Origin of the sequence: Cellulosimicrobium sp. Marseille-Q4280 (assembly GCF_943181405.1) — a bacterium.
In the GTDB taxonomy this organism is placed as follows: domain Bacteria; phylum Actinomycetota; class Actinomycetes; order Actinomycetales; family Cellulomonadaceae; genus Cellulosimicrobium.
The window spans coordinates 25,335-40,070 of the sequence record NZ_CALPBY010000002.1; the positions used below are offsets into that span (position 1 = coordinate 25,335).

The following is a 14,736-nucleotide window of genomic DNA, read 5'->3' on the forward strand; positions in this document are numbered from 1 at the left end:
CCCGGGGGCGTCGGACCACCAGGGTCAGATCCGCGTCGCCACGAGGAGCAGGTACTCCCAGCGCATCGCCCCGTCGGCGTCGAGGGACCGGTCCCCGAGGTCGCGCAGCGCCGCGTCGAGCTCGGCCAGCCGGTCGGGGTCGCCCTCGAGGCTCCGGCGCACCGCGATGGTGGGCCCGTACCGGGAGGCGAAGTACGCGCGGAACGCCTCGCCGTCCGCGAACAGCGTGACGGGCAGCGTCCGCAGCTCGGCCCGGACGTCGGTCACGCGGTCGCCCAGCAGCGACCGCACGTGGGTCTCGTCGCCCCACAGCGGGGGCGGCTGGGCCCCGGGCGGCGGAGCGGGCGCGAACGGCTTCATCGTCGCGAACATCTGCCCGATGAACCCGCCGGGCGTCCAGCTCGCGAGCCCGATCGTCCCGCCCGGCCGCGTGACGCGCACGAGCTCGTCCGCCGCCTCCTGGTGGTGCGGCGCGAACATGACGCCGATGGTCGAGAGGACGACGTCGAACGACGCGTCCGCGAACGGGAGCTCCTCCGCGTCCGCCTGCTGCCACACGAGGTCCACGTCGCGCTCGGCCGCGACCCGCCGACCGGCGTCGAGCAGCTCGGGCGTGAGGTCGGTCGCGACGACGTCCGCGCCGCGCGCCGCCGCCGCGATCGCCGCGTTGCCCGTGCCCGCCGCGACGTCCAGCACGCGCTGACCCGGGTGCACGGCGCACGCGTCGACGAGGTCGTCGCCGAGGTCGTGCACCACCTCCGCCGCGACGGCCGGGTAGTCCCCGGACGCCCACATCGCGCGGTGCTTCGTCTTGAGGTCCGAGAGGACCACGGTGTCCGTCATCTGCTTCTCCTGCTGCCGGGCCCGCGGTAGCGGGCCGTGGTGGTGGGTCACGTCACCCCAGGCTCGCGCTCCCTCCTCGGGGCATCCAGTGCTGGATCTGTACCGCCACGCCCGCTCCGCGGGCACTGGTGCGGTTCCGTGCTCGGGCGTCTACTGGAGGAGCGGACGAGGAGGCGGCGATGGCGACGTACGGCCAGTTCTGCCCGGTGGCCAAGGCCATGGAGGTGCTCGACGAGCGGTGGACGCTGCTCGTCGTGCGAGAGCTCCTCGCCGGGAGCACGCACTTCAACGAGCTCCGGCGCGGGAACCCGAAGATGTCGCCGGCACTCCTCGCCAAGCGCCTGCGCACGCTCGAGCGCGCGGGGGTCGTCCGGCGCTCCGAGGTGGGGGGCCGGCCGTCGTACCGGCTGACGGCCGCCGGCGAGGAGCTGCGGCCCCTGGTCGAGTCGCTCGGCGCGTGGGGCGCGCGCTGGATCAGCGAGCTCGGCGAGGAGGACCTCGACCCGCACCTGCTGTTCTGGGACGTGCGGCGCACCGTCCCGGTCGCCACCTGGCCGCGCGAGCCGACGGCCGTCGAGTTCCGGCTCGACGACGTCGAGGCGCGGGTCGCGCGCTGGTGGTTGGTCGTGCGCGACGGTGACGCGGACCTGTGCGACGTCGACCCCGGGCTCGACCCGGCGGTCGTCGTCCGGTCCGGGCTGCGCACCCTCACGCACGTCTGGCGGGGCGACACGACGTGGGAGCGCGCGCTGCGCAGCGGGGACGTGGTGCTCGACGGTCCGAGCGCCGCGCGCCGCAGCCTGCCCGCGTGGCTGGGACAGTCGGACCTCGCGCGCGTGCCCCGACCTGCCGCGTAGGCGTGCCAGGCTGGGGTCATGACGGCATCCCGGCGGCACCCCTCGTTGCTCGCGGCGCTCGCGGGCGTCGTCGCCGCGGCCGTCGGGTTCGCCGTGGCCGAGCTCGTGGCCGCGTTCGTCGCACCCGGGGCGAGCCCGCTGTTCGCGGCCGGCGCCGGCGTCGTCGACGTCGTGCCCGCGCCGCTCAAGGAGTGGGCGATCGCGACGTTCGGCACGGCGGACAAGGTCGTCCTGCTGGGCACGATGGGCGTGGTGCTCGCAGCGGGCGCGGCGCTCGCTGGATGGCTCGAGCTGCGGCGCCCGCCCACGGGCGCGGTGCTGCTGGGCGCCGTCGGTGCGGTCGGCGCGGTCGTCGCTGCGACCCGACCGGGGTCGAGCCCGGCGTGGGCGCTGCCCACGCTCGTCGGGGTCGCCGCGGCGGTCCTCCTGCTCCGCGCGGAGGTCGGCACGCTGCGTGGGCCCGCCGAGGTCGCGCGTCCCGACGGCGCAGCTCGTGCTGATGATCCCGCGTCCGGCGCCGGTCCGTGGACGGCCGCGGGAAGCGGCAGACCGGGCCTCGACAGGCGCCGGTTCCTCCTGGTGACCGGACTCGCGGCAGCCGCGGGCGTGGTCGCGCTCGCGACGTCGCGAGCCGTCTCGGCCGGGTCGCGCGCCGTGACCGCGGCGCGCGAGGCGCTGCGGCTGCCCGCGCCGTCGGTCACGGCCCCTGCCGTCCCGGCCGGCGCCGACCTCGGCGTCCCCGGGCTCGCGCCCTACGTCACCCCGAACGACGACTTCTACCGCATCGACACCGCGCTGCGCGTGCCCCAGGTGGACCCGGACACCTGGACGCTGCGTGTCTCCGGTCTCGTCGACGAGCCGTTCGAGCTCACGCTCGCCGAGCTCCTGGCGCTCCCGCTCGTGGAGCACCACCTGACGCTCACGTGCGTCTCGAACTCCGTCGGGGGCGACCTCGTGGGCAACGCGCTGTGGCTCGGCTACCCGGTCCGTGAGCTCCTCGCGCGCGCCGGCGTGCAGGACGGCGCCGACATGGTCCTGTCCACGAGCGCCGACGGGTGGACGGCGAGCACGCCGCTCGAGGTGCTCCAGGACGAGGAGCGCGCGTGCCTCCTGGCCGTCGGCATGAACGGCGAGCCGCTGCCCGCCGAGCACGGGTTCCCGGCGCGGCTCGTGGTCCCTGGGCTGTACGGGTACGTGTCCGCGACGAAGTGGGTCACGGAGCTCGAGGTGACGACGTTCGCCGACGACGTCGCCTACTGGTCGACGCGCGGGTGGAGCGAGCGCGGCCCGATCAAGCTCGCGTCGCGCATCGACACGCCGCGCGCGAGCACGTCGGTCGACGCGGGCGAGGTCACCGTCGCGGGAGTCGCGTGGGCGCAGCACACCGGCATCGAGGCCGTCGAGGTCCGCGTCGACGACGGCCCGTGGGAGACCGCGACGCTCGCCGAGACCGTCGGCCCCGACACGTGGCGGCAGTGGTCGTACGCGTGGGACGCCGACGCCGGCGACCACCGCCTCACCGTGCGCGCGACGGACGCCGACGGGCAGGTCCAGACCTCCGACGTCGCGGCTCCGGCGCCCGACGGCGCGAGCGGCTGGCACGAGGTGGACGTCCGCGTCGGCTGAGTCGGGAGCATTGCGCTTGCCGGGGGTTGTCGGGGCGGCCTCTGCCTGGCAGCATGTCCGCGTGACCTCGACCGCGCGCCCCACGAGCAGCCCGCTCGTCGTCGCGCGCCCGCAGGTCGCCCCGGCCTCGTCCTGTTGTTGACGGCTCGCGGCGCCACGCGCAGCCGACCAGGTGTCCGCGAGCAGCCTCCCGTCCCTCCCTCCCGGTAGCCCGACGAGCACGTCGGGCACGGAGCGCAGGGGCGCGACGGTCGCCGGTCTTCCGTGAGAGCCATCGATGACTCGCACGCTCGGGACCGGTCTGCCTCCCTGACGCCCGTCACCGAAGGACGCGAGACCACCATGTACCTCCCCGGCACCACCGCACAGAGCCCGGCCAGCACCTCGGCCGCGACCCCGCCGCTCACCCTCGAGTGGCTCGTCGCGCGCGACATCGACGCCTACACCGCCCGTCGCCGCGCCCGAGCCGCCGCGCAGACCGAGCGACGAGCCGGGTTGCACGCCCCCGCTACCATGGACGCACAGGCATCGACCCGGCCATCACCGGTGAGCCTCCGGAAGAACGGGACCCGCGGCGTCGTGCACGCGTAGGCGGCGGGTCCTCAGTAGAACCGGACGGGCAGGCCCGTCACAGCCTTCGACGAGCGGTCGGCGCGCACGCGCCGGCAAGCGAGGTGGTACCGCGGCACCCTCCCTCCGGGGCAGGGACGTCGTCCTCGCAGGAGAGCACGACCCGGACCACCACTCATCGGAGCCTCGAGACCATGGCCTACCCGCTGCACCGTCCGCCCGCCCCCGAGGGGACCGTCGAGACCCATGCCGGCGCGTCGTTCGGCATCCCCGCGTCGCCGGACCTCCCGGCGATCGAGCGCGAGATCCTCGCGTACTGGGACGCGGACGACACGTTCCGCGCGTCGGTCGAGCGCAACCACGCCGGGGAGAACGGCAGCAACGAGTTCGTCTTCTACGACGGCCCGCCCTTCGCCAACGGCCTCCCGCACTACGGCCACCTGCTCACCGGCTACGCGAAGGACGTCGTGCCGCGCTACCAGACCATGCGCGGCAGGCGCGTCGAGCGTCGGTTCGGGTGGGACACGCACGGCCTCCCGGCCGAGCTCGAGGCGATGGACCAGCTCGGGATCAAGACCAAGGAGGAGATCCTCGAGCTGGGGATCGAGCGGTTCAACGACGCGTGCCGCGCGTCGGTGCTCAAGTACACCGACGAGTGGCGCGACTACGTGACGCGCCAGGCGCGCTGGGTGGACTTCGAGAACGACTACAAGACGCTCGACCCCACGTTCATGGAGTCGGTCATGTGGGCGTTCAAGTCCCTGCACGAGAAGGGTCTCGTGTACGAGGGCTTCCGCGTCCTGCCGTACTGCTGGAACGACCAGACGCCCCTGTCCAACCACGAGCTGCGCATGGACGAGGACGTGTACCAGGTCCGCCAGGACCCGGCCGTCACCGTCGGTCTGCGCCTCGTGACGGGCGAGCTCGCGCTCGTCTGGACGACGACGCCCTGGACGCTCCCGTCCAACCTCGTCGTCATGGTCGGCCCGGACGTCGACTACGTCGTCGTCGAGTCGTCCGCGACCGGGGTGAAGGAGCGGTACGTCCTCGCCGAGGCGCGGCTGCAGGCCTACGCGCGCGAGCTGACGGACCCCGGCGCGGACGGCGCCGAGGGTGACCTCGCGTCGCAGGTCGTGGATCGGCTCAAGGGCTCCGACCTGCTGGGCCGCGCCTACACGCCGCCGTTCTCCTACTACGCCGGCCACGCGAACGCGCACCGCGTCGTCGAGGCGGACTTCGTCACGACGACCGACGGCACGGGGCTCGTGCACGGCGCCGGCGCGTTCGGCGAGGACGACAAGGTCGTCTCGGACCGCGAGGGCATCGAGCCCGTGCTGCCGGTGGGGCCCGACGGGAAGTTCACGTTCCCCGTCGTCGACTACGAGAGCCTGCAGGTCTTCGACGCGAACGCGCTGATCATCGACCACCTCAAGGGTCGGACGCGGCACGACGCCGCCCGGCTGCAGCCCGGTCGCGACAGCGAGGAGGTGCCCGACGTGGCCCTCGGCGCGACGAGCCCGGGCACTGTGCTGCTGCGCCGCGAGTCGTACGCGCACTCCTACCCGCACTGCTGGCGCTGCCGGCGGCCGCTCATCTACATGGGCGTGTCGTCGTGGTTCGTCGCGGTGACGACCTTCAAGGACCGCATGCTCGAGCTCAACGAGCAGATCGCGTGGACCCCGGAGCACATCCAGCACGGGCAGTTCGGCAAGTGGCTCGAGAACGCGCGCGACTGGTCGATCACGCGCAACCGGTTCTGGGGCAGCCCGGTCCCCGTGTGGAAGTCCGACGACCCGCAGCACCCGCGCATCGACGTCTACGGCTCCTTCGAGGAGATCGAGCGCGACTTCGGCACGCTCCCGCGCGACGAGAAGGGCCGGCCGGACCTGCACCGCCCCTACGTCGACCGCCTCACGCGCCCCAACCCGGACGACCCGACGGGCCGCTCGACGATGCGCCGCGTCGAGGACGTCCTCGACGTGTGGTTCGACTCGGGCTCCATGCCGTACGCCCAGGTGCACTACCCGTTCGAGAACGAGAGCTGGTTCGCGCACCACAACCCCGCCGACTTCATCGTCGAGTACATCGGGCAGACGCGCGGCTGGTTCTACATGCTGCACATCCTGTCCACGGCGCTGTTCGACCGCCCCGCGTTCCGGTCGGCGATCTCGCACGGGATCGTGCTGGGCTCCGACGGGCGCAAGATGAGCAAGTCGCTGCGCAACTACCCGGACGTCAACGAGGTCTTCGACCGCGACGGCTCCGACGCGATGCGCTGGTTCCTCATGGCCTCGCCCATCCTGCGGGGGGGCAACCTCGTCGTCACCGAGGACGGGATCCGTGACGCCGTGCGCCAGGTGCTCCTGCCGCTGTGGAGCACGTACTACTTCTTCACCCTGTACGCGAACAGCTCCAAGGCGCAGGCGCGCGCCGGGGCCGCAGGGGGCGAGCCGTCGCCCGACGGCGGCGGCTACGTCGCGCAGCGCGTCGCGCCCGAGCGCGTGGCCGGGCTGCCCGCGCTCGACCGGTACCTGCTCGCGCGCACGCACGACCTCGTGGCACGCGTGACGGACCAGCTCGACGCGTACGACATCGCCGGCGCGTGCGAGACCGTGCGCGAGCACCTCGACGTGCTGACCAACTGGTACGTGCGCACGCAGCGCGACCGGTTCTGGGCCGAGGACGCCGACGCGTTCGACACGCTGTACACCGCGCTCGAGACGCTCACGCGCGTCATGGCGCCGCTCGCGCCGCTGCTCACCGAGGAGGTCTGGCGCGGCCTGACCGGCGGCCGGTCCGTGCACCTCGTCGACTGGCCGACGGTCGACGGCGCGGAGGCGGACGCCGGTCTGGTCGCCGACGACGCGCTCGTCGCAGCGATGGACGAGGTCCGGGCCGTGGCGTCGTCGGCGCTCGGCCTGCGCAAGGCGCACCAGCTCCGCGTGCGTCAGCCGCTCGCTCGCCTGACGGTCGTCGTCGACGACCCTGCCGCGCTCGCGCCGTACACCGACCTGCTCGCGCGCGAGCTCAACGTCAAGGCGGTCGAGCTCGGGTCCACGGACTCCGACGCGGCCGAGCGGTTCGGCGTGACGCAACGCCTCGCGGTCAACGCCCGCAAGGCGGGCCCGCGCCTCGGCCGGGGCGTGCAGGCCGCGATCCAGGCCGCGAAGGCCGGGGCGTGGCGCCAGGAGGACGACGGGAGCGTCGTCGTGACGACGCCGGACGGTGACGTGCCGCTCGTCGAGGGCGAGTACGAGCTGGCGACGGTCGTCGCGGCTCGCGAGGGCGGGGCCGACGCCGACGGAGGACCGACGGTCGCCGCGGCCGTGCTGTCCGGCGGCGGGTTCGTCGTGCTCGACCTCGTGCTCGACGACGCGCTCCTCGCCGAGGGGTACGCGCGCGACGTGATCCGCGACGTCCAGGACGCGCGCAAGGCCGCGGGCCTTGACGTCGCCGACCGGATCCGCCTGGCGCTCGACGTCCCCGGGGAGTGGGTCGCTGCCGTCGAGGAGCACCGCGAGCTCGTGGCGCGCGAGACGCTCGCGGTCGAGGTCGTGGTCGACACGTCGCCGACGGACCAGCGCGCGGTGCGGGTGGAGAAGGCGGGCAGCCGCGGGACGAGCGAGACGGACGGGGTGACGGCGTGAGCGCGAGGGACGACAGGCGGCCGACCGGCAAGAAGTCCGCAGCCACCGCGCGCGACGCGGCGCAGGACGCCGCCGCGCAGGAGTCGCTGCGCGAGGTCTACGGGCACATCATGGCCCGCGCCCCCGAGCACGACATCGACCCGACGCTCGACCGCGTCCGGCGCGTGCTCGAGCTGCTCGGCGACCCGCAGCGGTCGTTCCGGGTCGTCCACCTCACGGGGACGAACGGCAAGAGCTCGACGGCGCGCATGGTCGAGCGGCTCGTGCGCGAGCACGGCCTGCGCACCGGGCTCTTCACGAGCCCGCACCTGACGAGCGTCACCGAGCGCATCCAGGTCGACGGAGAGCCGCTCTCGGCCCGCCGGTTCGTCGAGGTGTGGGAGGACGTCGCCCCGTACGTCGGCGTCGTGGACGGCGAGTCGCAGGAGGCGGGCGGCCCGCGGCTGAGCTTCTTCGAGGTGCTCACGGTCATGGCGCTCGCGGCCTTCGCCGACGCGCCGGTCGACGTCGCGGTCGTCGAGGTCGGTCTCGGCGGCACGTGGGACTCCACGAACGTCGTCGACGGCGACGTCGCGGTCATCACGCCCGTCGCGCACGACCACGAGCGGTGGCTCGGGAGCACGCTCGAGGAGATCGCGGGGAACAAGGCCGGCATCGTCAAGGACGGTGCCACCGTGGTCGTCGCGGAGCAGGAGCCCGAGGTGCTCGAGGTCGTGCTCGACCGCGCGCGCCAGGTCGGGGCGCGGGTCCTGCGCGAGGGCGTCGACCTCGAGGTCGCGCAGCGTCACGTGGCCGTGGGGGGCCAGCTGCTCGACCTGCGCACCCCGGTCGCGCTGTACACCGAGATCTTCCTCCCGCTGCACGGCGCGCACCAGGCGCACAACGCGCTGCTGGGCCTGACCGCCGTGGAGACCCTGATGGGCGGGAGGTCGCTCGACGGCGCGCTCGTCGAGACGGCGTTCGCGGACGTGACGTCGCCGGGCCGCCTGGAGGTCGTCCGGTCGAGCCCGGCGGTCCTCGTCGACGCCGCGCACAACGCCGCGGGGGCCGAGGCGCTCGTCGCCGCGCTCGACGAGGCGTTCGACTTCCGGCACCTCGTCGGAGTCGTGGGGATCATGGGCGACAAGGACGCCGAGTCGCTGCTCGCCGCGCTCGAGCCCGTCCTGGCGGAGGTCGTCGTCACGCGGAACAGCTCCGACCGGTCGGCCGACGTCACGGACCTCGCCGAGCTCGCCGCGGAGGTCTTCGGCGAGGACCGCGTGCGCAGCACGGAGCGGCTGGACGAGGCGCTCCAGATGGCCGTCGACCTCGCCGAGGCCGCCGACCCCGTCGGCGTCGGCACCGGGACCGGTGTCCTCGTGACAGGGTCCGTCGTCACGGTCGCCGACGCACGGATCCTGCTCGGGCGCGGCTGACCCCGCTCCGCGCCCGGTGCCGGGCGCGGAGCGGCTGCTGCCGCGTCGTCGGGCACCGGCGCGCGCCGCCTGTCGCCCGGGTGTTTGATGGTCTCAGCGCCGTCGGGCGGGGCAGGCCCGGCACGCCGCCGACCGACGACGGAGGAACCACCGTGAAGAAGCTGCTCAACGACCCCCAGGACGCGGTCACCGAGTCCCTCGCGGGCTTCGGCCTCGCGCACGCCGACCTCGTCGAGGTGCACCTCTCCCCGCCGTTCGTCACGCGCGCCGGCGGCGCGGTGGCCGGCAAGGTCGGCCTCGTCTCGGGCGGAGGTTCGGGCCACGAGCCGCTGCACGCGGGCTTCGTCGGCGCGGGCATGCTCGACGCCGCGGTGCCGGGCGCGGTGTTCACGTCGCCCACGCCGGACCAGATCGTGCCCGCGGTGCTCGCGGCCGACTCCGGTGCGGGCGTGCTCGCCATCGTCAAGAACTACACGGGCGACGTCCTCAACTTCGAGACCGCGGTCGAGCTCGTCGAGGCCGAGGGCACGCAGGTCACGAGCATCCTCGTCAACGACGACGTCGCCGTCGAGGACTCGCTGTACACCGCGGGACGCCGCGGCGTCGCCGGGACGGTGTGCGTCGAGAAGATCGCGGGCGCCGCGGCGGAGCGCGGCGACGACCTGGGCGCCGTCACCGAGATCGCGGGCAGGGTCGTGGCGAACGTCCGCTCGATGGGCGTCGCGCTCACCGCCTGCACGGTGCCCCACGTCGGACGGCCGAGCTTCGACCTCGAGGACGACGAGGTGGAGATCGGCATCGGCATCCACGGGGAGCCCGGTCGTCACCGCGTCCCTCTCGCCCCCGCCGACGACGTGACGCAGATGCTGCTCGACCCGGTCGCCGACGACCTCGGCCTCGCGGGCGGCGAGGACGTGTTGCTGTTCGTTAACGGTATGGGCGGTACCCCGTTGTCGGAGCTGTACGTCGTCTATGGTCGGGCGAGGAGGCTGCTCGAGGAGCGCGGCGTGCGCGTCACGCGGTCGCTCGTGGGCAACTACGTCACGTCGCTGGAGATGCAGGGGGCGTCGGTGACCGTGCTGCGCCTGGACGACGAGCTCACCGCGCTGTGGGACGCTCCCGTCCGCACGCCTGCGCTGCACTGGTGACGGTCCGGGTGCTCGCGCTCGGGGCGCCGGGCGGCGGGCGCTCGCCCGCGACGCGTGCGGTCTCCGGAGCCGGCGGTTCCGCCGGTTCTGCGGCAAGGAGAGGTGGGGCATGACGCTGGACGTGGCCTGGGCGGACCGTTGGGCTCGGCTGAGCGCCGAGCGGATCGCGGCGTCGAAGGACGAGCTGACCGAGCTGGACCGACAGATCGGGGACGGTGACCACGGCGAGAACCTCGACCGCGGCTACCGTGCCGTGGTCGCCAAGCTCGACGTGACCGAGACCCCCGAGCAGATCGGGGACCTCCTCAAGCTCGTCGCGACCACGCTCATGTCGTCGGTCGGCGGCGCCTCCGGTCCGCTCTACGGCACGGCCTACCTGCGTGCGGCCAAGGTCACGGGCCTCGCCGAGCTGGACGCCCAGGGCGTCGTCGCCCTGCTCGAGGGCGCCCTGGAGGGCATCACCGCGCGCGGCAAGGCCGTCGTGGGGGAGAAGACCATGGTCGACGCGTGGCAGCCCGCGGTCGACGCCGCGGAGGCGGCGGCGCACGACGGCGCGACGACCGCCGAGGTGCTCGACGCCGCGGCGCGCGCCGCGCGGGCCGGGGCCGAGGCGACCGTGCCCCTCGTGGCCACGAAGGGTCGCGCGAGCTATCTCGGCGAGCGCAGCGCCGACCACCAGGACCCGGGCGCGACGTCGACGGCGATCCTGCTCGAGGCCGCGCGGGACGCGGCCGTGGACGCCCGCGGGGCGGTCTGAGCGTGGCGGGCAGCGGTCCGGCGCCCGCGCGCGCCCGTGTCGCCCTCGTCCTCGTCTCCCACTCCCAGCGGCTGGCCCAGGGCGCGGTCGAGCTCGCCGCGCAGATGGCTCCCGGGGTGGTGCTGCTCGCCGCCGGCGGCACGGACGACGGCGGGCTCGGGACGAGCTACGACCGCGTCTCCGGCGCGGTGTCGGACGCGCTCGCGGTCGCGGACGGCGTGGTGGTCCTCGCGGACCTCGGGTCCGCCGTGATGACGGTGGAGTCCGTGCTCGACCTCGAGGACGAGCTGGACGGCCGGGTCGCGCTCGCCGACGCCCCGTTCGTCGAGGGTGCGGTCGCCGCGGCCGTGACGGCGCACGGGGGAGGGGACGTCCCGGCGGTCCTCGCCTCGGCGGAGCACGCGGGGAGCACGTTCGCCCCGGCCGGCGTCGGCGCCACCGAGCAGGGCGCGGCGGACGGCGACGCGGCCCCGCGTCCGGACGAGGTGCCGGGCGGCGCAGTCGCAGCAACGGTGACCCTGCGCAACCCGCTGGGGCTGCACGCCCGTCCCGCTGCGGTCCTGGCGCGCCTGATCGCCGGGTACGACGCCTCGGTGACGATCGACGGCGTGAACGGAGCGAGCGTGCTCGAGCTCATGAAGCTCGGGGCCACGGGTGGGCAGCAGCTCTCGGTGACCGCGGACGGTACGCAGGCACGCGAGGCGCTGGACGCCGTCGTCGGTGCGGTCGAGGGCGGGTTCGGCGAGGTCTGATCGTGTGATGCACCTCACCCAAGAGTGCAGTTGCTGCAAAATTGCGCCGACTGCAATAATCTCAGGGTGATCGCGAACTCGTCGACCCTCGAGACCTCCGGCGGGCTCCGTGCCCGCAAGAAGCAGCGTCGGCACGACGAGCTCGTCGGGGCGGCCCAGCGTCTCGTCCTGGACCGCGGTCTCGACGCCGTCACGGTCGAGGACATCTGCGACGCCGTCGGGGTCTCGCCCCGCACGTTCTTCAACTACTTCCCCTCGAAGGACGACGCCGTGCTCGGCCTCGAACCCTTCGCGATCCGGCCCGAGGTCGCCGCCGCGTTCGTCGCGGGGGGACCGACCGGCGTCCTGCTCGACGACCTGGCCGTGCTCGTGGGAGACGTGCTCGGGCAGCAGACCGTCACGCCGGAGCGGATGCAGTGCACGGTCGAGCTCGTCACGCGCGAGCCGCGACTCCTCGCGCGGCACGTCGCGTGGGTCGAGGAGCACCGCGCCGAGATGGTCGAGCTCTTCACCGCGCGCCGTCTCGTCCTGCCGTACACGGCAGACCCGGAGCTGCTCGCCCTCGTCGTCATGACCCTGCTCCGCGTGAGCACGCTCGAGTGGCAGCAGGGCGGTGGCGAGGGAAGCCCCGCCGACCACCTGGACGACGTCGTGCGACAGCTCCGCTCGCTCCTCGCGCCGGCGCCCCACGACTGACCGCGCCCCGCGCGACCCCGAGATCCTGCGACCGGCAGCACGCCGGCCGACCGCACCCCCCGACGACGGGCCCGCGCGCCCGCCGGCGCACGCGTCCCGTCCCGACCGAAGTGGAACCCTCATGGCCAGCCCTCAGACCGCCTCGCCCGCGGCACCGACGGACGGCGGCAAGCCGCTCGTCGTCCTCACCCCACGCACCGTGTGGGTGATCTTCGGCGCGCTCATGGCGTCGATGTTCCTGTCCTCGCTCGACCAGTCGATCGTGGGCACCGCGATGCCCACGATCGTCGGGGAGCTCCACGGCGTGGAGCACCAGGGCTGGGTCATCACCGCCTACATCCTCGCGATCGCGATCGTCATGCCGCTCTACGGCAAGTTCGGCGACCTCTGGGGCCGGCGCTGGCCGTTCCTCGTCGCGATCGGCCTGTTCACTGTCGCCTCCGCAGGGGCCGGCTTCGCGCAGTCGTTCCCCGAGCTCGTCGCGTGGCGCGGCGTGCAGGGCCTCGGCGGCGGCGGCCTGATGATCCTCTCCCAGGCGATCATCGCCGACATCGTGCCCGCCAAGGACCGCGGCAAGTACATGGGCCCGATGGGCGCCCTGTTCGGCATCGCCGCCGTGATCGGCCCGCTCCTCGGCGGCTGGTTCACCGAGGGTCCCGGTTGGCGCTGGGCGTTCTGGATCAACGTCCCCATCGGCATCGCCGCGTTCGTCGTCGGCTGGGTCGCCCTCAAGCTCCCGACGCACCGCTCCGGGCGCAAGATCGACGTCGCGGGCATCTTCTTCATGGTCGTCGCGACGTCCGGGATCGTCCTCGTCACGAGCTGGGAGTCGCTCACCTCGTCGCGCGGCTACGACTGGTCCGACCCGTGGCTGCTCGGGCTGGTGGCAGCCGTCGTCGTCTCGATCGCCGCGTTCGTCGTCGTCGAGAACCGCGCCGAGGAGCCGCTCCTCCCGCTGCACCTGTTCAAGAACCCGACGTTCACCATCGCGACGCTCATCGGCCTCGTGCTCGGCATGGGCATGTTCTCCGCCCTCGCCTTCCTGCCGACGTTCCTGCAGATGTCGACCGGGGCGGGCGTGACCGAGTCCGGGTTCCTCATGCTGCCGATGATGGTCGGCGTCATGCTCACCGCCATCGGCTCCGGGATCGCGATCACCAAGACCGGCCGCTACCGGATGTTCCCGATCGCCGGCCTGGCGATCACCGCGCTCGGCATGATGTGGCTCACCCAGATCACCGGCGACATGTCCATGGTGCTCTTCGGCGCGATGATCTTCGTCATGGGAGCCGGCATGGGCCTCGTCATGCAGACGATCGTCCTCGCGGTCCAGAACTCGGTCGACCCGCACGAGCTCGGCACCGCGACGAGCGCCAACAACTTCTTCCGCGAGATCGGCGCCGCCGTCGGCACCGCGCTGTTCTCGACCATCTTCACCTCTCGCCTGGCCGACAACCTCGCGGGGGTCTTCGCAGACCTCCCCGCGGGCAGCGTGCCGGAGGGCGCGGAGGGTTCGTCCCTCACGCCGGAGATGGTGCAGGCGCTCCCCGAGCCGGTGCACACCGGCGTCGTCGACGCCTTCACCGACGCGCTCGCGCCGGCCTTCTGGTACCTCGTCCCGCTGGTCCTCGTCGGCTTCGTCCTCGCGCTGTTCCTCAAGGAGGTCCGCCTCTCGGACGTCGCGGGGATGGTCGCACGCGGCGAGGCCGTCGCCGACCCGGGGCAGGCGCGTCCCGTGGTCGACGGCGCGCCCGACGAGCCGGTCGTGGCAGTCGTCGGCAGCGAGCCCGCGACGGCCGCGGCGCCGGGTCACGGTGGGTCGGAGACGCCGTCGGGCGACCGTCCGCGTGACGACGCGCCGGTATCCTGACCAGGTGAGCTCCACCCCGTCGTCGCCGGCCCCCGCCCCGCAGCCGTCCCGCCACGGCCGCGCGGCGGGGCCGGTGCGCCCGTCGCCAGGCGACCGCATCAAGCCCAAGAAGTCCGCGAAGGAGCAGTTCGCGTTCACGACGCTCCTGCTCGAGGCGTTCCTCGTCGTCTTCGCCACCCTGGTCGCCTACGGCCTGCGCGACATCCCCTACTCCCGGGGTCCGCTCGAGCTGCCCACCCCGGCGTCGATCTGGATCGTCGGGGGAGCGCTCTTCGTCGTGCTCGTCGTCCTGTCGCGCATGGTCGGCACGCCCGGCGGGTACGTCGGCGGGTCCGTCGTGCAGGTGCCCGTCCTCGGCTTCGGCCTCGTCGTCCCGATGATGTTCGTCGTGGGCGGCATCTTCGTCGCGCTGTGGATCGTCTCGCTGCGGCTCGGCGGCCGCATCGACCGCGAGCGCGCCGCGTACGACGCCGAGCACCCCGAGACGGCACCCAACGCCGGCTGAGCCGTCCGGACGGTTCGGGGACGGTCCCTCGCCCCCGGTAGGCTCGCCGC

At 73.7% G+C, this 14,736-nt stretch carries 11 protein-coding genes; 10 read left to right on the top strand and 1 reads right to left on the bottom strand.

All coding sequences use genetic code 11. The features are described 5' to 3' along the window. Positions 1-24 precede the first annotated feature (24 nt). Complete coding sequence (locus tag NFS20_RS04805) at positions 25-843, bottom strand: class I SAM-dependent methyltransferase (RefSeq protein ID WP_251150632.1); 819 nt, start codon at positions 841-843, stop codon at positions 25-27. A 179-nt stretch (positions 844-1,022) separates the two neighbouring features. Between NFS20_RS04805 and NFS20_RS04810 the strand changes: the two genes are divergently transcribed. The 10 genes from NFS20_RS04810 to NFS20_RS04855 all read left to right on the top strand — a co-directional run bounded on the left by NFS20_RS04810 (position 1,023) and on the right by NFS20_RS04855 (position 14,686). Next, positions 1,023-1,700, top strand: a complete 678-nt coding sequence (locus NFS20_RS04810) for a winged helix-turn-helix transcriptional regulator (protein ID WP_251150633.1) — start codon at positions 1,023-1,025, stop codon at positions 1,698-1,700. A gap of 18 nt (positions 1,701-1,718) precedes the next feature. Beyond that, a complete protein-coding gene (locus NFS20_RS04815; RefSeq protein WP_251150634.1) occupies positions 1,719-3,326 on the top strand; it encodes a molybdopterin-dependent oxidoreductase in 1,608 nt (535 codons plus the stop codon). Positions 3,327-4,090: 764 nt separating this feature from the next. After that, the gene (gene ileS, locus NFS20_RS04820; RefSeq protein ID WP_251150635.1) at positions 4,091-7,543 is read left to right on the top strand and encodes an isoleucine--tRNA ligase; all 3,453 of its coding nucleotides are present in this window, start codon (positions 4,091-4,093) and stop codon (positions 7,541-7,543) included. Then, a complete protein-coding gene (locus NFS20_RS04825) occupies positions 7,540-8,958 on the top strand; it encodes a bifunctional folylpolyglutamate synthase/dihydrofolate synthase (protein WP_251150636.1) in 1,419 nt (472 codons plus the stop codon). The genes ileS and NFS20_RS04825 overlap by 4 nt, the downstream gene beginning before the upstream one ends. A 152-nt stretch (positions 8,959-9,110) precedes the next feature. After that, positions 9,111-10,106, top strand: coding sequence for a dihydroxyacetone kinase subunit DhaK (gene dhaK / locus NFS20_RS04830; RefSeq protein WP_251150637.1), 996 nt, complete (start codon positions 9,111-9,113; stop codon positions 10,104-10,106). 109 nt (positions 10,107-10,215) lie between these two features. Further along, positions 10,216-10,863 (top strand): dihydroxyacetone kinase subunit DhaL, encoded by a 648-nt coding sequence (gene dhaL, locus NFS20_RS04835; protein ID WP_251150638.1) that lies wholly within the window; start codon positions 10,216-10,218, stop codon positions 10,861-10,863. A gap of 2 nt (positions 10,864-10,865) precedes the next feature. Continuing rightward, positions 10,866-11,615 (top strand): dihydroxyacetone kinase phosphoryl donor subunit DhaM, encoded by a 750-nt coding sequence (dhaM, locus tag NFS20_RS04840; protein ID WP_251150639.1) that lies wholly within the window; start codon positions 10,866-10,868, stop codon positions 11,613-11,615. A gap of 66 nt (positions 11,616-11,681) precedes the next feature. Beyond that, positions 11,682-12,311 carry a TetR/AcrR family transcriptional regulator gene (locus NFS20_RS04845; RefSeq protein ID WP_251150640.1) on the top strand — a complete coding sequence of 210 codons (630 nt, stop codon included), beginning with the start codon at positions 11,682-11,684 and terminating at the stop codon, positions 12,309-12,311. A 121-nt stretch (positions 12,312-12,432) separates the two neighbouring features. Next, a complete protein-coding gene (locus NFS20_RS04850; protein ID WP_251150641.1) occupies positions 12,433-14,181 on the top strand; it encodes an MDR family MFS transporter in 1,749 nt (582 codons plus the stop codon). A gap of 4 nt (positions 14,182-14,185) precedes the next feature. Beyond that, a complete protein-coding gene (locus NFS20_RS04855; RefSeq protein ID WP_353050418.1) occupies positions 14,186-14,686 on the top strand; it encodes a DUF4233 domain-containing protein in 501 nt (166 codons plus the stop codon). Positions 14,687-14,736: the final 50 nt, after the last annotated feature.